Here is an 18,093-nt window from a genome sequence, read left to right on the forward strand (position 1 = left end):
GTGAAACTGAATTTCAACACAAAAATTCTGCGCCGCACGGAAGTAAAGACAAGGAACATACACACTATTTAAAGGAAGCGGGATAGGCATGGGAAAATCAAAAACACGTCAGCGTGCTCGCAGTGTTCGTGTACGCCACAGCGCTGTTATCCTGAGCTTTTTCCTGCTGGTAGTCATGCTTTTCGCTGGGCAGGTACGCGGCGCACAGGCAGAAAACACGCATGTCATTGACGAAGTGGATGCGCTTTCCGCGTCAGAAAAAAGTGACTTAGAATCCCTGATTACGCCAATTATCAGCGAATACCACCAAGATATTGTGGTCCTTTTTGCCTCTCTCAACCAGAAAAGCCCCAAGGAATACGCCGATGACTATTTTGATGACCACGGGTACGGCGTAGGACAGAAACGCTCAGGAGTTCTGTTGCTGATTGCGCCAGATAGCCGTGACTGGTGGATTTCTACGCGCGGTGATTCCATCTCAACTTTCACAGATAAAGATATTCAACATATCGGTGACCTCATGAAAAAAGAACTGCGGCGGGAACAATGGGCTGCGGGGGCACAGGTATTTGTGGAACAAAGCCGCAACTACATGCGCGCATGGAATAACGGTGAAAAAAGTGAAAACACGTCCTCAACTTCCACAGATATCCTCATAAAAATCGGAAGTGTATGTGTTTTCGTGATTGTGGCTGGCATTATTGGTCTGCTCAGTGTGCATTTCCTTTTCGTTAGGAAGATGCGCAATATTGGTGTAGAGCCACGTGCTTTTTCGCATATTGTTCCAGGTTCTTTCACCCTCACCCGTGAAAGTGAACGCCTCGTGTCAAGTCACGTGCAACGGGTCAAAATTCGCTCAGAAAGCGGAAGCTCCACACATATATCATCCTCTGGAGCTTCTCATGGCGGCGGCGGAGGTAAATTTTAACGGGGCAGGCACCTTATGATACCTACCCCGTGAGGCGAAAAACTGTGCCGTGCCGGTATTAGCAGCGCGCCATAATCATTGGTTATCAGGCGGTAACTAGTCCGTGGAAGTTTTGCGCACGTGCAAAACGAGCAGCCACATCTTCCCAGTTCACTACATTCCACCAGGCTTTAACATAATCGCCCTTGACATTAAGGTAATCAAGGTAGAAAGCATGTTCCCACATGTCCAGCATCAGTAAAGGCACTGTTGCTACAGGAATATTTCCTTGCTGATCGGTGAGCTGGAATGTGACGAGGCGACGGCTCAGAGCATCCCAGGCAAGAACTGCCCAGCCAGAGCCTTGCAAACCAAGAGCAGTAGCCGCAAACTGGCCTTGGAAAGCCTCAAAAGACCCAAAAAATTCATCAATAGCAGCAGCTAAATCACCATCGGGACGTTCTTGACCATCAGGGGTCATGTTCTGCCAGAAAATTGAATGATTAGTGTGTCCACCTAAATGGAAAGCCAAGTTCTTCTCATGCAGGTTGATCGCCGCAAAATCACCTGTTTCACGGGCTGCGGCTAAAGCCTCAAGAGCAGCATTTGCGCCCGCAACATAGGCTGCATGATGCTTATTGTGGTGCAACTGCATGATACGAGCGGAAATATGAGGCTCCAAAGCCGCGTAGTCGTAAGGTAATTCCGGTAAAGAATAGATTGCCATGAGATCCTCCATAGTCCCGATGAAACACAATCAATATAGGATAAAAGTCCTCTACACATATCAATTTATCGCTACAGCTCAACGAATGCGCGCTATAGGTATGTGATGTATCTTCAACGCTTCAACACCTGCGATGCTAAGAGATGTGCGCCCACAAAAATACTCCCCACAACACAGCCACACAGCGCAAAAAGCAGTGTTTCAACACACCACATCACGAAAGAACCAGCAGCTTCTATCATATGAACAAACATTTCTACCGCATGATGTGGAATAGCAAAACCAAGATCGGCCGCCGAGGACAACACAAGGTGTCCACCTACCCACAACATTGCAAGTGTCCCGATGACGCTGATCGCATCAAATATTGTTGGCATGATACGGACGATGCTTCGGCCTACTGTGGCTAAACTTTTGCCACGGCGTACAAGCAATGCGCCAAAATCATCCATTTTCACCAGCAAAGCAACCAGACCATACACAAAAAATGTCATTGTGAAAGCCACAGTCACCAAAATAGCCACCCGCATAGCGCCAGAATGTGCGCTTAAATCAGCAAGGGCAATCAGCATGATTTCTGCTGACAAAATCAGATCCGTGCGAACAGCAGAGGAAATAATTTTCTTTTCACGACCGACCGACTCCACTGTGTCCCGTTCAGAAGACGCGTCCTCATGAGCAGATAACAGATGAGTCATGTGGAGAATCTTTTCAGCACCCTCGTAACACAGATAAGACCCGCCACACAGCAAGAAAATAGGCAATGACCAAGGAGCTAGCCACGTCAGGAGCAGCGCCACAGGCAAAATAATAAGGAGCTTATTTATCAACGAGCCGCGCGCAATACGACCAATAATAGGTAGCTCACGTGAGGGAGCTAAACCACGAACATACTGAGGTGTGACAGCGGTGTCATCAATGACAACACCGGCCGTTTTTGCTGATGCTTTCGCTGCGCCTAAAGCAATATCATCCACACTTGCGGCTGCTAATTTTGCAAGGGAGGCAATATCATCCATCAGTGCCATAAAGCCACCGGCCATCATGCCCTCCGATCTGTATATACGTCATAAGTGAGCGTAGAATGCACAGTCGAATTATCCATGATGAGGGGAAATACTGACATGTGCGGCTCATCCTCGCAGCATATGTTATCCGTGCCTACGCAGCTACGAAAATGCGCATAGGCTTGGACTATGACGAGTACAAGTACAGCAGAGACATCGCCTTCATATCCTGTTCCATCGGCTTCGGCTGTAGCGTTGAAGGACTTGCGAACAGATTTACGCTCAGCCGTATGGACAGCACAGAGCGTTGAAACGCTCCTTGGCCCGCAAGCGAGTGCTGCTTTAGCGCGTGAACAACGAGTACCCGGACTTATGCGCCTTGCCGATCAACATGATGCTGCCGCGGTGTTAACTCGTCTTTTTATGCTGGGTAGCAGCGAAAGTGCTGAAAATATTGAGTGCGCACTGCCAAGGCTCGGATACCTTGGCGCGTTAAAACTTGGTTTGATTACCAGCGACCATGCAGGAACATATCGTGCATGTTTCGATATGCGTCCCCACTACGCAGTTGTAGGGGATATGTCTGCAGGTCAAGAAGATACGTCTGTGCAGCAAGAAAACGCTCAAAACGATAGTGCGACGGACGGGGAATTAGCGCATAGTGAGCACGATGAGTATGGGACACGCAGTGCGCACGAAACGCAGGGCGCACAGGGTATGCCCGCTGGGTCAGAGCCAGATACTGTGCGCGCATATAACTGGTGGGTGATATCTGACCTTCCTCAAGCTGTCACAGGCCGTAGTGTTCACCCCGATCATGTGATGGGAATAGGCGGTGCCACAACCTCATTACTGACAATGACGATACGGAATCCTCAAGAAAAAGCCCTCGATTTAGGCTGCGGCTGCGGTATTCAAGCGCTCTACCTGACAACGCATACTCGCCATGTCGTCGCAACGGATCTGTCTGAACGCGCCTGTGCAATAACACGTTTTAATGCCGCATTAAATAATGTTGAATTGGATGTGCGGTGCGGGTCCTTGTATGAGCCAGTGCAGGGTGAAAAATTTGACCTTATTGTTTCTAACCCACCATTTGTTATCACGCCGCACACGTTGCGTTCGCAGGGGACACTCGAATACCGAGATGGTGGAATGCAGCGGGATGACATTATCGGATGTGTCCTACGTGAAGCTCCTGATTATTTGAGGCCGCAGGGTGTTTTGCAAATACTCGCGAATTGGGAAATCAATGACGGTGACGACGTGGAATCTAATGACCCGTATCACGGCTGGCCTGCGCGCCTAGCCAGTTGGTGTCAAGGAGTGCCTTTAGATGCGTGGGTGGTGCAACGTGATGTGTTGGATCCTGCGCAATATGTTGAATTGTGGATGCGTGATAGTGCAGCCAGACGTGAGCACTGTGAATATGAAAAAACCTACGCGGCGTGGCTTGCAGATTTCCATTCGGCGCACGTTCAGGCTATTGGGATGGGTTTTGTCGCGTGTGTGCCGACCCCTGTGGGCATGGAATCAGTTCACATATATGACACTGTCAATGAGGGGCGTATTCCTGCGGGCCATGATGTGGAATGCGCGTTGGCTGCTCTGCGTTTTGCGGAGAATCTGGGAAATCTGGAAGATCTTACCTTGGTACGCCGTGCGGATGTGACAGAGGAACGGCATTTTGTGCCTGGTCAGGCTGAACCTCAAGCATTGGTACTTCGGCAAAGCGGTGGAATGGGCAGGGCTTTCCCTGTGAGCACAGCTTTAAGTGCGCTGGTGGGGGCCAGTGAAGGGGAAATGAGTGTAGGGCAAATCCTTGTGGCTTTATCTGTGTTACTGGATGAGGATGTGGCGCAGGTACGTGAGTATGTGATGCCGATGTTGCCGTCTCTGATACGTGCGGGAATAGTGGATATAGCTGAAGGTGTGCAGTTGTGAAAGTCTCATGTGTATCACGTGTGGCAAAAAGTTGAGGTAGTGGGGTATGCGGGAATTTGTGTGAAGGTGATTGCAGGTGTGTGTATGTCACAAAATGAAGCAGAATGAAAATGAAATGTGCTGTTTGTGGTGCTGAACTGCGTGTATGTGCTTTTTTGTGGGGAATCCTCATGCTGGTGGGTGAGCGAAAGAGGAAATATGTGAATTAATCACATCACACACCGTAATGAGGCAGTACGCAGATGTGGGTATAACAATGTATCGTCAATAGTGACACTTTCTTATGCGCAGCGTCAGAGGGTGGAATTCAGGAAAAGGTTCAGAGAATCGGAAGTGGTGGGACGGCTATGGGCGCCTCAAAACTGGTTATCGTGGAATCCCCAGCAAAGGCATCCACGATTGAGGGATATCTGGGTCCTGATTTCCATGTCACGGCCTCTATTGGTCATATACGTGATTTACCGCAGCCAAAAGATTTACCGACAGAGATGAAAAAAGGGCCTTTTGGTCGTTTCGCTGTTGATGTGGATGGCGGGTTTAAGCCCTATTACACGGTTACCGCTGATAAAAAGAAAAAAGTGACTGAGCTGAAGCGCTTACTTAAAGAAGCTGATGAACTGTATCTGGCTACTGATGAGGACCGTGAAGGGGAAGCGATCGCATGGCACTTACTGGAGGTGCTTAAGCCGAAAGTTCCCGTTAAACGGATGGTTTTCCACGAAATCACACGTGAAGCTATTGAACGTGCTTTACATGCGACTCGTGATGTTGATACTTCCTTAGTGGACGCACAAGAAACGCGACGTATCCTTGATCGACTCTACGGTTATGAGGTTTCACCTTTACTGTGGCGTAAAATTCGTCCTTCTTTGTCGGCGGGACGTGTTCAATCAGTGGCTACACGTCTAGTGGTTGATCGTGAACGTGACCGTATTGCACATATTGAGGCTGAATACTGGGGTATTGACACCGTAATTGTTTCGCGTGGGGAATCTTTTGCCGCACGAGTCACTCATATTGATTCTCATTCGGTTGCTACAGGTTCAGATTTTACTGAACGCGGTGAGCTTACTGATAAAGCGGGTCGAGCTGGAACTGTGCATCTCACACGTGAAGATGCGCAGCGTCTTGCTGATTTACTGTCAGCTTCTGCTTCTTCTGCTGTGGAAAGCGTGACGCAGAAACCGTACCGTCGCCGTCCGGCAGCTCCTTTTACAACATCTACGTTGCAGCAGGAAGCTTCACGTAAGCTGCATTGGAATGCTTCTTCTACGATGCGTACAGCACAGTCTTTGTACGAATCGGGTTACATCACGTACATGCGTACTGATTCAACGGCCCTATCCGCCCAAGCGATTACAGCGGCACGTCAGCAAGCGCAGGAACTATATGGTGTAAGTGCTGTGGCTGCTGAACCGCGGGTATATGGGAAGGTTGCAAAAGGCGCACAAGAAGCGCATGAGGCAATACGTCCTGCTGGTGATTACTTTCGTACCCCTGAACAGGTGGCAGGACAGCTTTCCAATCAGCAGTTAGCGTTATATGACCTCATTTGGAAACGTACATTGGCATCACAGATGGCTGATGCTGTGGGCTACACAGCCAAGATCCGTGTGCTAACGGGTGTGTCTGATGCGCAGGGCCGTCATGATGTGATTTCTTCGGCTTCGGGCACGGTGATTACGTCACCTGGTTTCCGTTTGGCATATCAAGAGGGCCACGATCAGGGACGTTATGATGCTGAGAAACAGGCTTTAGAAGCTGAAAAAGTCCTGCCAGATGTATCTGAAGGCGATCGTGTGGATGTCGCGCAGGCGAATGCGGAAGAACACCGGACACAGCCACCTGGACGCTATACCGAAGCCACCCTAGTAAAAATGATGGAAGAACTCGGTATTGGTCGTCCGTCAACATATGCTGCCACCATTCAAACCATTGGTGACCGCGGCTATGTTATTCACCGTGGGCAATATTTGATCCCCACATGGCTTGCATTCTCAGTGACACGACTTTTAGAAGAAAACCTCGCAAATCTTGTAGATTACGATTTCACCGCAAGTATGGAAGCAGATCTTGACCGTATTGCTGCGGGACAAGAGGACGGTCGCGTATTCCTGAGCCAGTTCTATCTGGGCGCAGATGGAAAAGGTGACGCGGATGGTTTGCGTTTCCAAGTGGAATCACTGGGGGATGATGTGGATGCCCGCGCAGTGAATTCTATTGAGGTAGCTGAAGGTGTGGTCCTACGTGTGGGGCGTTACGGTCCCTACTTGGAAAAAGCTGATGGGACACGAGCAAATGTTCCTGAAACTTTAGCCCCTGATGAAGTCGATGAGGAGAAAATTAGCGAACTATTCCGTCTTGCTGCTGATGATGGCCGTGAATTAGGTGTTGATCCGCGCACGGGACATGTCCTCGTAGCAAAAAATGGTCGTTTTGGACCGTATGTGACGGAAATTTTGCCTGAACCGGCGCAAGTATCAGATACAGAGGGGACACCGAAAAAGAAAAAGAGCACAGAGAAACCGCGAACAGCTTCGCTTTTCTCTAGCATGTCTTTATCTACTGTGACGTTAGATGATGCGCTGAAATTATTGTCTTTACCACGTGAAGTGGGTGTTGACCCCGCAGACGGTGAAATGATTACTGCACATAATGGTCCCTATGGTCCATACCTGAAAAAAGGAAAAGATTCACGCACACTCAGCGCTGAAGATCTGTTACTTACGATCACTGTGCAGGAAGCTTCACAAATTTATGCGCAACCAAAGACGCGCGGACGAGGGACAGCTAAACCTCCGTTACGTGAATTTGGTGAAGACCCTGTATCTGGTAAGAAAGTCGTTGTGAAAGATGGGCGTTTCGGTCCATATGTGACCGATGGTGTAACCAATGTGACTGTGCCGCGTTCTGAAACCGTTGAGGACCTTACTCAGGCTCGTGCTTTTGAGCTTTTGGCGGATAAACGTGCCAAAGGTCCAGCTCCTCGACGTAGCGCCCGCCAAACAAAAACAGGGACCAAGAAAACGGCAGCCAAAAAGACAACAAAAACAACCAGTCGGCGGCGTTCCCCAAGCGCATAGTTTTCATTCAACAGGCCAAGATCAGAAAGGAGTGCCGTAGCTGTGGTGGTTCAGCGGAACAATAATATGGTGAGTACGACGGGCAGCTCGGTACATAAGGGCTTGTTTATTACCTTTGAAGGTGGCGACGGGGCAGGTAAAACCACCCAGATTGCGCGTGTACAACAATGGTGTCAAGAACACGGTCGTCGTGTCATCGTTACCCGTGAACCCGGAGGAACCGAACTGGGGGTGCAGTTGCGCCACCTATTGCAAAACGGTCCAGAAGATGTCGATTCACGTACTGAGGCTTTACTGTACGCGGCAGACCGCGCCTATCATGTGGCTACAGTTATTCGTCCTGCTTTAGAACGAGGCGACGTTGTCCTCGGTGACCGATATATTGATTCATCTATTGCATATCAAGGTGCTGCCCGCAGCCTCGGAGTCGATGAAATACGCACACTTTCTACGTGGGCCACATGCGGTTTAGTCCCTCACCTCACTTTCCTCCTTGACTTACCGCCAGAAGTAGGTGCTCGTCGTCGTACAGGAGCACCGGACCGTCTTGAACGTGAATCAATGGATTTTCATGAAAGAGTACGCCACCAATACCTGCGTCTCGCAGACGAAAATGCTGAACGTTTCGTTGTTATAGACGCAGTGGGAACACCTGATGAGGTATTCCGCGAAATTCGTGGCGTACTGCATGAACGCTCGCAGTCATTAGGTTTTTCTTCACCTGAATGTGACAAGACCACTCAACACCAGGAAAGAGACACGGACCTGTCACCTGACCATAGCGAGCAACCATGTGAAGCCCAAGCGACCTTATGGGGCGGTCTGAGCGGTGCGTTACTGTGACTGTGTGGGATGAGCTCGTTGGTCAAGAGGCCGCGGTAACTGTCTTACAGGAAGCTGCTGTTGCGGCTCGACGTGTTCTTGAAAATGACCTTACGCCTGCCGGGGATACCCGATCAATGACACATTCATGGCTGATAACCGGCCCCCCAGGATCAGGACGCTCAGTAGCTGCACGTGCTTTCGCTGCCGCTTTACAATGTGCCGGTCAATACGCAGGATGCGCCCAATGTGCGGGCTGTAAGACAACACTGGGACGTTCCCACGCGGATGTGCAATTTGTTTCAACAGAAGGAACCCAGTTACGTGTCGCTGAAATACGCGACCTGATTGGCCGTGCGCAACTGGCTCCCGCACAAGGACGTTGGCGTGTCATCATCATTGAAGACGCGGATCGCATGAGCGAACACACCTCAAATGTCCTCCTGAAAGCTATTGAAGAACCACCGGAACGAACAGTGTGGATTCTTTGCGCACCCAGTGTGGAAGATATGCTGCCAACCATTCGTTCACGCTGCCGTCATCTTGGTTTACGTATCCCCCCAGCTGCAGCGGTTGCCTCCCTACTTGTCCGCCGAGATCAGATTGAACCAGAAATTGCTTTAGCTGCCGCCCGCGCAGCACAATCACATATAGGACTCGCCAGAGCTTTAGCGCGTGATCCGCAAGCCCGCCAACGCCGCCGCGACATTGTGACAGCCCCTGTACACGTGCGTTCAGTGGGTGAAGCTGTTTTAGCTGCGGAACAACTAATAACAGTAGCAAAAGAAGAAACCCGTGCGCGCATGGAGGAAAGAAATAGTGCTGAACGGGCTGAACTACTACGTCAGCTAGGCGCTGACGAATCAGATACTCGCAACAGGCAAACCCGTGCGCGACTACGTGAACTCGAAGAAGAACAAAAACGCCGCGCAACCCGAGCAATACACGACACTTTAGACCGTGCCCTCGTAGATTTACTTGCCATATATCGTGACGTGCTCATGATCCAGCTTAAGACAGGACAAGACCTCATTAACGTGGATTTAGAGGATCTTGTTCATCAGAACGCTCAGCACACAACACCATGTCATACTCTGAACGCTATTACAGCAATTGAAGTAGCTCGCCGTCGCTTAACTGCGAATGTGCAACCTCAGTTACTTTTGGAAGATATGATGATGGCTTTGCGTCCAGCCAGTGAAAACTGACAAATACAAGCCATATCCGTATGTGCCCGCGTTATCTGACTGAAATAAATCACAGCACCCGTTTTTTTATCAACCGGTAGGGTAGACGTATGAATCATCAAGCTCCCAAATGGCCTGCAGTCATCTCAATTATTGCGATCTGCATAGCCGCCATACAGTTCTGCGCCATCACAGGAATCGCATACACTCTGCTTGTTTATATGCCACAGAATGACGAGAACTCTGCATCGGTGCACCCAACGCCTACCCCGTCGCACGACCTACCGAAACTTGATGGGAGTATTGAAAGTTTCTACTCACAGCCTGTGCAATGGTCTGTATGTGACCCACAGAAAATTACAAAAGAAACCTTGCCGCAGCCTAAAAATCCATCAGAATACGAATGTGCGCGCGTACAAGCCCCTGTGAACTGGGAAGAACCCGAAGGGGAAACTCTGCAGTTGGCCTTAGCTATTCACAGAGCAAAAGACTCAACTGGTGAAGCTTTATTTTTTAACCTTGGTGGACCAGGCGGTGCAGCAGTTAGCTCCATTGCGAACCAAGTGGAAGAAAACCTCGGCAAAGCACTCACAGAAAAATACGACATTGTTGCCCTTGACCCGCGCGGCGTGGGAGATTCAACACCACTGAAATGTCTGACAGATGAAGAACGGGATAAAAAGAACGCCGGTGACACGTCAGCAGATACTTCCGCAGATAAAACTCCTGAACAAATCGTAAGCAAGGCTCGTCAAGAGGCAATCGATTATGCGAAAGGCTGCGAAACACACTCAGGCAATCTTTACAAATACGTTGATACAGTCTCTGTTGCAAAAGATTTCGACATGGTTCGAGCCCTCCTACAACAAGACAAACTGAACTACCTTGGCTACTCCTACGGCACATTCCTTGGAGCAACATATGCTGATAATTTCGCCGATAAAGTAGGTCGTTTCGTCCTCGATGGAGCAGTTGATCCTGCAGCTGATGTCAACACTGTATCCTCGCTGCAAATGCGAGGATTTGAGGAATCAATTCGTCACTGGGCGCAAGATTGTTTAACAAGCGCCGCATGCCCTTTGAAAGGAAACATAGATGAGGCCATGCAACAGATGGCCCGCTTCCTGCAACGCCTCGAAAAAAGCCCTGTAAGCACCCAAAATCCGGCCCGTCCTTTAACGCAGAACCTTGCATTAACTTCAATCATCGGGTTGATGTACTCAACGGATACTTATGACATTTTGACACAAGGAATGACCCAAGTTTTACAGGAAAATGACGGAACAACATTACTGTTTGTTGCAGATCTACTGAACGACCGTCATACAGATGGCTCATATGATGGCTCCTCATCGGATGCCTTAAATGCGGTGAATAATTTGGACTATACGCCCGTGGGAACAATTGAAGAATGGGCTGCCGAGGCTGAAAAATTAAAATCAGAACTTGTAGTCATGGGGCCTTTTGCTGGATGGGCTTCAGCAGGTTTGGAAGCATGGCCCACAACCCATGCGCAACGCCATGAAGTACGTGCAGCGGGGGCTGCTCCAATTGTGGTCGTGGGAACCACGCATGATCCGGCGACACCGTATGTCATGTCCCAATCATTAGCGCAGCAACTAGAATCAGGTGTTCTCGTGAGCTGGGAAGGGTGGAATCATACGGCGTATTCCGCGAAAGGATCACGTTGTGTTGCTCAAGCTGTTGAATCGTATTTTACTAACGGCACAGTCCCTGAAAATGGTGTGATGTGCACAGACTAAAGGGGAATCTCTAAGGAATCCAGACAGTAAGTAATGCATTGGGGGCGGTAACGATTACCGTCCCCAACTCGCATCCGTTATCCCTCACCTTGCAGAATATGCCCCTGCTCGATGATGCCACCTTGTTCACCTAAAGTGACATTACCTCGGATGGAAACTTCAGCGCCGAACTCCCAATCACCCTTCACAATGAATGAGGACGCTTCACGTAAAGAAGGAGCCTGCGGAATGCGACGATCAAATTCTGAAATGGTCTTATACGCGCTGCTCAGTGAGACTTCCGGAGTAGTTTCAACGCGGGCCACCAGCTGACCTTGCTCATCCAAATCGTACACATCAGAGCGCAACAGAAGTAATTCATTGGTGGTTTTCACAGGTAGGAAACGGGAACGATCCACGCAAATAGCAGTTGCACCGGGGAAAACCTCAATAGCCGCACCCATAGCTGTTTCAATTTGAAGAACCGCTGGCGAATCTGAGCGCGTCGGATCAACGGTTTTTTGGTTGCGAATCAGAGGAAGCCCCAGCACTGAATTGCCTTGAGCGAGGCGTTCACGTAACGCTTGCAAGTCAAACCACAGATTATTCGTATGAAAAAACGGGTGACGGAACTCGTCAGTGAAATAGTGCATATCCTGGTCCGGGGTTTGCGCCGTATCACGCAAAATCAATTGACCATCCGACTTACGTACAGCTAAATGGCCGCCCTTCTTATCGTTTACGGTGCGACGACACACTTCCGCAGCGTAAGGAGCCCCCGTGCTTGCGAACCAGCCGGCAATACGCGCATTTGGTACGGCTCCTAGATTGTCCCCATTAGAGATACACGCATAACGGTAACCGCCAGTTAAGAGCGCATCCAGAACACCTGAAGCTAAAAGCGCAGTGTACAGGTCCCCGTGACCAGGAGGACACCACTCCAGCGAAGGATCCTGCGGCCATTGCACAGGGGTGAGGTCATCGGCGCGTAGCTTTGGTTCTTGGTTCTGCTGGAAAGTGAGCGGAAGCCCTTCCACAGCCAGTTGCGGGTAGCGTTGCAAATACTGCACAGTGTCCGTATCTGTACGGAAGGAAGTCATGAATAGCAGAGGCAGGCCCGCGTTGTAGCGTTGCCGCATAGACAGGACTTGTTTGGCGATTAGATCGAGGAAGTTCAGCCCGTCACGTACTTCAAGCAGAGTTTTTGCGCGGTCCAGTCCCATGGAAGTTCCCAAGCCGCCATTGAGTTTAATAATGGCGGTTTTTGCGATTGCTTCCTGCTGAATGTGCGCTGGTACGTCCAGCTCATCCAGCATCGGCGGGTTCACGTAGGGATCAATTGAGTCTTCAGGAATCATGCCGGTCACACCTGATTCCAACTGCCCGTAATAGTGGGTGAAAACGTCAATTGCTGCCTGCGGAACACCAGCATCATGCATTTTCTGCTGTGCAGCCAGCAAACCTGTCTGGGACATGGCTACTCCTTCGTTTGAATCGAGCCTTCCTCCTAGCTTATCGGGTTTTCCAAGTGCGCCCCAGAGTCCTTTGTCTGGTTATGCTGGGAAGTGCTCTGACTGGATCTGTCACCTTAGTCATCGGCTTGCCGTTATCTGGTTATGTGGGGAAGGGTTGGTCGTCACTGTGCCCGTATAAAATGCCTGCCTCTTTTCCTGCTTGCGGGAAGGGGAAGACTGACGCGTAATCCCCAACAATGGACCTACTGCTTTTTCTTGCCTGCGGGAGGAAGATGAGTATGCATCCTCCCGCAGTCACTTCAATGTATCAATTTCGGAAACCGTGTACAGGTGAAGGAATGATCCCACCTCGTCTCATAAAAGCTTCGCTCGAATATGGACTTACGGCCATAACCGGTGCTTTACCTAACAAGCCGCCGAACTCCACCATGTCGCCCTCGTGAGTGCCGGGTGCAGGAATAATGCGTACAGCAGTTGTCTTGTGATTCATCACGCCAATTGCAGCTTCGTCAGCAATCATTCCGGCAATAGAAGAAGCAGGTGTATCGCCAGGCACGGCAACCATATCTAGACCTACCGAGCAAATAGCTGTCATTGCTTCAAGTTTTTCTAAAGAAATTGCGCCAAGTGCAGCGGCCTCGATCATCCCTTCATCTTCTGAGACGGGGATAAAAGAACCAGAAAGCCCGCCTACACGTGAACAAGCCATCAATCCACCCTTCTTGACTGCATCATTCAGTAAAGCAAGAGCGGCAGTAGTGCCGTGAGCACCTACACGTTCAAGGCCCATTGCCTCTAAAGCACGAGCCACAGAATCACCTACCTCAGCCGTAGGTGCAAGCGAAAGATCAACGATTCCGAATTCCACATCCAAACGTTGAGCAGCTAAGCGACCCACCAGCTCGCCCATTCGAGTCACCTTAAAAGCCGCCTTCTTCACAGCTTCAGCGACATCATCAAAAGGGCGGCCCGCGACATCATCAATTGCACGTTTAATAACACCGGGGCCAGAAACTCCCACAGAAACCACGCAATCAGGCATCTCAACACCATGGAAAGCGCCCGCCATGAAAGGATTATCACCAACCGAATTGGCGAAAACAACAAGTTTTGCTGCGCCAAGCCCACCCTTACTGGTTTGAGCGGTTTCAACGATGATTTCACCCATCCGTGCAACGGCTTCCATGTTGATGCCAGCGCGAGATGAACCAATGTTGACTGATGAGCACACAATGTCAGTTCCAGCAAGCGCCTGAGGAATCGAATTGATGAGGGCGCGGTCGGCGGGAGTCATCCCCTTATCGACCAGAGCTGAAAAGCCTCCGACAAAGTCTACGCCTACAGCTTTGCCAGCTGAATCAAGCATCTGTGCCCATGAGGTCAGATCTGTTTCACCGCATGCGGCAGCGACCAGTGCTATCGGTGTTACTGAAATTCGTTTATTAATGATCGGTATGCCAAGCTCTGCTTCAATTTCTGAGGCAACTTCAACAAGGCGGGCTGCGCGTGAAGTAATGCGGTCATAGCAACGTTGTCGTGCGCGTTCGCTGTCACTATCAGCGCAGTCAAGTAAAGAAATACCCATCGTGACTGTGCGGATGTCTAAACGGTCTTCCGCGATCATATGGATGGTTTCAAGAATATTTTGTGCGGTATTCATAGTCATGATCGGATCTTAAAGCCTATGCATTGCGTCAAAAATTGCTTCCGACTGGATACGGATTTCCAGTCCTTCATTACGTCCGATTTCACCCATTGCAGTATTCAAATCAGGCAAGGAAATACTGTCCTCATTGAACTCGATCTGAAGAATCATTGTGAAGTAGTTTCCCATTAAAGTTTGGGACACGTTGAGAATATTCGCTTCTTGACGGGCCAGCCCCGTGGCGACGGCCGCGATAATTCCCGTGTGGTCAAGTCCTGTAACAGTCATAATTGCTCGCATTCTTCTAGTGTGGCATGAGCGAGCGATCCGATGCTGGGCAGTATGGCATGGTGGTATTCGTTTGTGGGTATCCGAAAGGGCGTTGGTTTTGTTTGGTTCCTTATGGGGAAGTGGGGTGCCAACACCTCATCACACTACGCACAATCGCACTGTTCCTTAGGGGGAGTACCCACTCACACGATCAAACGGGCGAAGAAAGCCACCGTTCCTTAGGGGGGGCAAATGTGCATTTGTGAGGGCGGCCACTCATGACACCGTTCCTTAGGTTGGGGGAGGGAGGAGTGTTTTGGCCTGTAGGCTCATGAAAGGTGGGGAAGAATATAGAAGGTCAGTTCATTAGAGGAAATTGAAGCCCGGAATACCAGTGATTTTGCTAGTTGCCTATCGCCGTGTAGTAGCGATAAGCTGGAAGAAACATATAGCGGGCAGTGGTTTTAATTATGTGACTATCCTTGTGTTGCCAAGGCCCCGCAGGACCGTGCGGACCGTTGATTTTCCGCAGAAAATCAACGATTCGAGCCACCTGTGGGAATCGAACCCACGACCTATTCATTACGAGTGAATCGCTCTGCCGACTGAGCTAAGGTGGCGCCGGCTATGCTCCTCATGTATACGAGTAAGCAGGGTTTACTCTAGCGGGATTAGTCTTTTGGGGCAAACCTGACGCTAGTTTGAACAAATGGTGTTTGTCACCTCATGCCTGTAAATCCTTGCGTGCATGTAAAAGGATGAAGCAGCAACCTGCACACAAGAGCAAAGTGGACATCCTGAGAAAACCAATGGTATTGCTACCTGTTCGCGCTAATGGTTGAGGCATGAGTGATCGTGGCGGAGGTTCTGTAGGTGGTGTTGGTGGTGTTGGTTCTGCTGGTGGTGTTGGGGGTTGTGGGGGTGTTGGCGGGTTGGGGGTTGTGATGGTTTGGTCTTGGTCGTTGATGTCGGTGTGAACAGTTATGGTGCGTCCTTGGTGTGTGGCCCGCTCAAAGACCACGGTAGTGCGCCCAGCAAGGAGGCCCCCGTCCACCGTGAAGGTCACAGTTTCGCACCCGGAGGACTCATAGGGTGTGAATGCGCGTGTCGCGCTCAGGATCTGGCCGTCCTCGTTCGTGATTGCTTGCTCGGTGCTTTTGTCCATGAGCGTGCCAGTGAGCACGTACTCTTTACCGGTAGCAAGGTTCTCGTAGCACACCTGGTCATTAATTATCACCGGCCCCGTAGGAGAAAGCTCTTTGTCCCCATCGGCCCCGTCCGTCGCACTGGTGTGCAGCACAGGAACGTCAGGAGCTTGGACCGTGTACTGCTCGCTTGTGTCCTCCACGCTTGTGCTTAACGCTTTTACTCGGTCATCTCCTGCAAACGAGGTAACAAACACGTATGTGCCTTGAGGATTACCGCTCTTGGTCTTAAAAACAGTAGAACCAACACTAGGGTAATACCCGTTTTTAGCGGGGATACTCACCTTCCCAATAAGCTCGGCTTTGGAACGATTAGCTTCAACAACATCAAGACCCTTGGGGAAAAACAACAATTCCTGATCGAGCTGTTTGGTATCGGCCTGAAACCCTGCGCCACCGGCAAAATCAGGGTGATTATCCGGCAAGCCACTCACGAACACGTCATCAACCAAATACGTGCCGCTTTTTGTGATCTTCTGACTGATCGCGGTATCCACACTCAACGGATAACGCACCGAAGCAGTTTCTGTGTCAATACCGTAATCATCTGCCCAATCCGCATGAACCAGCAGCGAAACAGGGTACGTTTTACCGCCCGCAGTCACAGTGTGAGTCTGATTGTTTTTCACCACGCGCCACACCCAGGTAACAAACCCGCCAAAAACATCCTCAGACACGCTCGCGCGAGCAGAATACGTGCCCGGCCCCGTAGCTGTAAAACTCGCCGTAGCAACCGGACGCGCCCCCTCAGGGACACTCGCGCCTCGCTCCGGTAAAGTCTGGCCCACAAGGTATGCGCTGCCCTCAAAGACCACAGGAACAGGCTCACCATCCAACACCATCCACTCACCCGAACCATAAGCAGTATCAGCCGAAACCGTCACAGTATCACTGACACTTACCCCATCCACAACCTTACTACCCGCCACATCCGAAACCGCCCGCGGCTGAAAATCAAAAATCACACGCCACGACGGACCAGAAACCGTCTCCTCCTCAGGATCAGCACTCCCCGGATTGCCGTAAGAAAGAGTGTCCTGAACCTTGCCATCAATCCCATACTTCGTCAACGTGCGACGTGCGCGGGTGTAATGATACTCTGCAGTAACTAAACCGTTTCCTGTGGCTACCCATTCCGCAGTCAAGGGTTCAGATGTGGTAACACCGCTCCACGTGTCTGTGCCGTTTTCTTTGAAAACGGCAGGGCCAGTAAGCCTGAGTGTCACCGGAATGCCAGCGACATAGCTTCCATCATTGTTCATGACGGAGATGTTTTTGATTGTGCCTTCGCGGTGCCCATCGCCTTCTACTTCGCCGTTTTGGTAGGAGACGGCAGCAGAGGCGCGGGCTTCGCGCGCGAATTTCTCAGCTAAAGTCAAGACTTGGGGCTGCTGCTCTTGTGTGCGCTCGTATAAGAGTTTGAGGGCGACAGGCACAGTGTTGACCGCGTTGACCTCAAAATTCATATGAATAAGAAAAGCGAGAGCCGCGCGAGTATCAGCTTCTTCAATCATCTGATACTTGTCTAAAAGATAAGCCATTTGAGCAGTTGTCACATCAAACTGGTCAGGCCCACCCATGTGAGAATCCGCAAGCGTGGCAATAGTTGTGACAGGAGTAGAAGAATCAGGAGCAGGAACACCAAGCTGAATACACCACGCCGGATACTTTTGATCCGTACCAGCAGGCGGTGTAATAGCAGCAAGCCAACCAACAGTAAGCCCGCCCGCCCCTTTAATCTCATAGCCAGGACCCATCTCAGCCGCCTGAGAAGCAGGCGGCGTTAATGTCGAAACAGCAAAAAGCGTACCGCCCACCACCACAGAGGCCACCAGAGCCGCTAGAATAGAACGCAGTCGTGATCTGCGCGCACAAAACACGCGAGTAGTAGACATCAGAAAAGACTTCCTTTCACCTGATGGATATTCCCTTGCACAACCCCTCACCTACGGGTGAAGCTTCCTACGGCATTTAACCCGCAGGTAAGGGGAAAACTCATGCGAACGTCGCAGATCACGACGCTCTTATACCTATTGATTTATACGCAATATTCAGTTATAAGACTGTGAATACATCTGT

Annotated in this window: 13 protein-coding genes and 1 tRNA gene; 7 read left to right on the forward strand and 7 right to left on the reverse strand. The window is 50.4% G+C overall.

All coding sequences use genetic code 11. The annotated features are described in order from the left end of the window. The first annotated feature begins 88 nt into the window (after positions 1-88). Positions 89-928 (forward strand): TPM domain-containing protein, encoded by an 840-nt coding sequence (locus tag LRP54_RS04480; protein ID WP_231235156.1) that lies wholly within the window; start codon positions 89-91, stop codon positions 926-928. A gap of 85 nt (positions 929-1,013) precedes the next feature. Here LRP54_RS04480 and LRP54_RS04485 read toward each other — a convergent pair whose 3' ends face one another. Together LRP54_RS04485 and LRP54_RS04490 are read right to left on the reverse strand one after the other, a co-directional pair. Continuing rightward, positions 1,014-1,634 carry a superoxide dismutase gene (locus LRP54_RS04485; protein ID WP_231235157.1) on the reverse strand — a complete coding sequence of 207 codons (621 nt, stop codon included), beginning with the start codon at positions 1,632-1,634 and terminating at the stop codon, positions 1,014-1,016. Positions 1,635-1,747: 113 nt separating this feature from the next. Beyond that, positions 1,748-2,677, reverse strand: a complete 930-nt coding sequence (locus LRP54_RS04490; protein ID WP_231235158.1) for a DUF808 domain-containing protein — start codon at positions 2,675-2,677, stop codon at positions 1,748-1,750. Positions 2,678-2,830: 153 nt separating this feature from the next. Here LRP54_RS04490 and LRP54_RS04495 point away from each other — a divergent pair, with 153 nt between their 5' ends. From LRP54_RS04495 to LRP54_RS04515, 5 genes are all read left to right on the forward strand, one after another. Then, positions 2,831-4,585 carry a DUF7059 domain-containing protein gene (locus tag LRP54_RS04495; protein ID WP_231203968.1) on the forward strand — a complete coding sequence of 585 codons (1,755 nt, stop codon included), beginning with the start codon at positions 2,831-2,833 and terminating at the stop codon, positions 4,583-4,585. 347 nt (positions 4,586-4,932) lie between these two features. Continuing rightward, positions 4,933-7,668: a type I DNA topoisomerase gene (topA, locus tag LRP54_RS04500; protein ID WP_231203970.1), complete on the forward strand. Its 2,736-nt coding sequence runs from the start codon at positions 4,933-4,935 to the stop codon at positions 7,666-7,668. 69 nt (positions 7,669-7,737) lie between these two features. Further along, positions 7,738-8,511: a dTMP kinase gene (gene tmk, locus LRP54_RS04505; RefSeq protein ID WP_331274725.1), complete on the forward strand. Its 774-nt coding sequence runs from the start codon at positions 7,738-7,740 to the stop codon at positions 8,509-8,511. Beyond that, positions 8,508-9,698, forward strand: coding sequence for a DNA polymerase III subunit delta' (locus tag LRP54_RS04510; protein WP_231235159.1), 1,191 nt, complete (start codon positions 8,508-8,510; stop codon positions 9,696-9,698). The genes tmk and LRP54_RS04510 overlap by 4 nt, the downstream gene beginning before the upstream one ends. Before the next feature lie 89 nt (positions 9,699-9,787). Then, positions 9,788-11,440: an alpha/beta hydrolase gene (locus tag LRP54_RS04515; RefSeq protein WP_231203976.1), complete on the forward strand. Its 1,653-nt coding sequence runs from the start codon at positions 9,788-9,790 to the stop codon at positions 11,438-11,440. Positions 11,441-11,517: 77 nt separating this feature from the next. Here the strand turns inward: LRP54_RS04515 and LRP54_RS04520 are convergent, their stop codons facing one another. The 3 genes from LRP54_RS04520 to LRP54_RS04530 all read right to left on the reverse strand — a co-directional run bounded on the left by LRP54_RS04520 (position 11,518) and on the right by LRP54_RS04530 (position 14,839). Then, positions 11,518-12,894 carry a UTP--glucose-1-phosphate uridylyltransferase gene (locus LRP54_RS04520; RefSeq protein WP_231235160.1) on the reverse strand — a complete coding sequence of 459 codons (1,377 nt, stop codon included), beginning with the start codon at positions 12,892-12,894 and terminating at the stop codon, positions 11,518-11,520. Between the two features lie 307 nt (positions 12,895-13,201). Then, on the reverse strand, positions 13,202-14,560 hold the full coding sequence (locus LRP54_RS04525) for a PFL family protein (protein ID WP_231235161.1): 1,359 nt from the start codon (positions 14,558-14,560) through the stop codon (positions 13,202-13,204). 9 nt (positions 14,561-14,569) lie between these two features. Then, positions 14,570-14,839: an ACT domain-containing protein gene (locus tag LRP54_RS04530; RefSeq protein ID WP_231203982.1), complete on the reverse strand. Its 270-nt coding sequence runs from the start codon at positions 14,837-14,839 to the stop codon at positions 14,570-14,572. A 14-nt stretch (positions 14,840-14,853) separates the two neighbouring features. On the opposite strand from LRP54_RS04530, the gene LRP54_RS04535 reads away from it, so the two are divergent. Next, on the forward strand, positions 14,854-15,075 hold the full coding sequence (locus tag LRP54_RS04535) for a hypothetical protein (RefSeq protein WP_231235162.1): 222 nt from the start codon (positions 14,854-14,856) through the stop codon (positions 15,073-15,075). 281 nt (positions 15,076-15,356) lie between these two features. Here LRP54_RS04535 and LRP54_RS04540 read toward each other — a convergent pair. Both LRP54_RS04540 and LRP54_RS04545 read right to left on the reverse strand, forming a co-directional pair. Next, positions 15,357-15,429: transfer RNA gene (locus LRP54_RS04540), tRNA-Thr, on the reverse strand. A gap of 104 nt (positions 15,430-15,533) precedes the next feature. Further along, positions 15,534-17,909: a VaFE repeat-containing surface-anchored protein gene (locus LRP54_RS04545; RefSeq protein WP_231235163.1), complete on the reverse strand. Its 2,376-nt coding sequence runs from the start codon at positions 17,907-17,909 to the stop codon at positions 15,534-15,536. Between the last annotated feature and the right edge of the window lie 184 nt (positions 17,910-18,093).

Origin of the sequence: Schaalia sp. lx-100 (assembly GCF_021083625.1) — a bacterium.
Lineage (GTDB): Bacteria > Actinomycetota > Actinomycetes > Actinomycetales > Actinomycetaceae > Pauljensenia.

Bases quoted from the DNA above. Each gene is read 5' to 3' on its own strand.
- LRP54_RS04480 (WP_231235156.1), top strand. From the start codon at position 89: ATGGGAAAATCAAAAACACGTCAGCGTGCTCGCAGTGTTCGTGTACGC.
- LRP54_RS04485 (WP_231235157.1), bottom strand. From the start codon at position 1,634: ATGGCAATCTATTCTTTACCGGAATTACCTTACGACTACGCGGCTTTG.
- LRP54_RS04490 (WP_231235158.1), bottom strand. From the start codon at position 2,677: ATGGCCGGTGGCTTTATGGCACTGATGGATGATATTGCCTCCCTTGCA.
- LRP54_RS04495 (WP_231203968.1), top strand. From the start codon at position 2,831: ATGACGAGTACAAGTACAGCAGAGACATCGCCTTCATATCCTGTTCCA.
- topA (WP_231203970.1), top strand. From the start codon at position 4,933: ATGGGCGCCTCAAAACTGGTTATCGTGGAATCCCCAGCAAAGGCATCC.
- LRP54_RS04515 (WP_231203976.1), top strand. From the start codon at position 9,788: ATGAATCATCAAGCTCCCAAATGGCCTGCAGTCATCTCAATTATTGCG.
- LRP54_RS04520 (WP_231235160.1), bottom strand. From the start codon at position 12,894: ATGTCCCAGACAGGTTTGCTGGCTGCACAGCAGAAAATGCATGATGCT.
- LRP54_RS04525 (WP_231235161.1), bottom strand. From the start codon at position 14,560: ATGACTATGAATACCGCACAAAATATTCTTGAAACCATCCATATGATC.
- LRP54_RS04530 (WP_231203982.1), bottom strand. From the start codon at position 14,839: ATGCGAGCAATTATGACTGTTACAGGACTTGACCACACGGGAATTATC.
- LRP54_RS04535 (WP_231235162.1), top strand. From the start codon at position 14,854: ATGAGCGAGCGATCCGATGCTGGGCAGTATGGCATGGTGGTATTCGTT.
- LRP54_RS04545 (WP_231235163.1), bottom strand. From the start codon at position 17,909: ATGTCTACTACTCGCGTGTTTTGTGCGCGCAGATCACGACTGCGTTCT.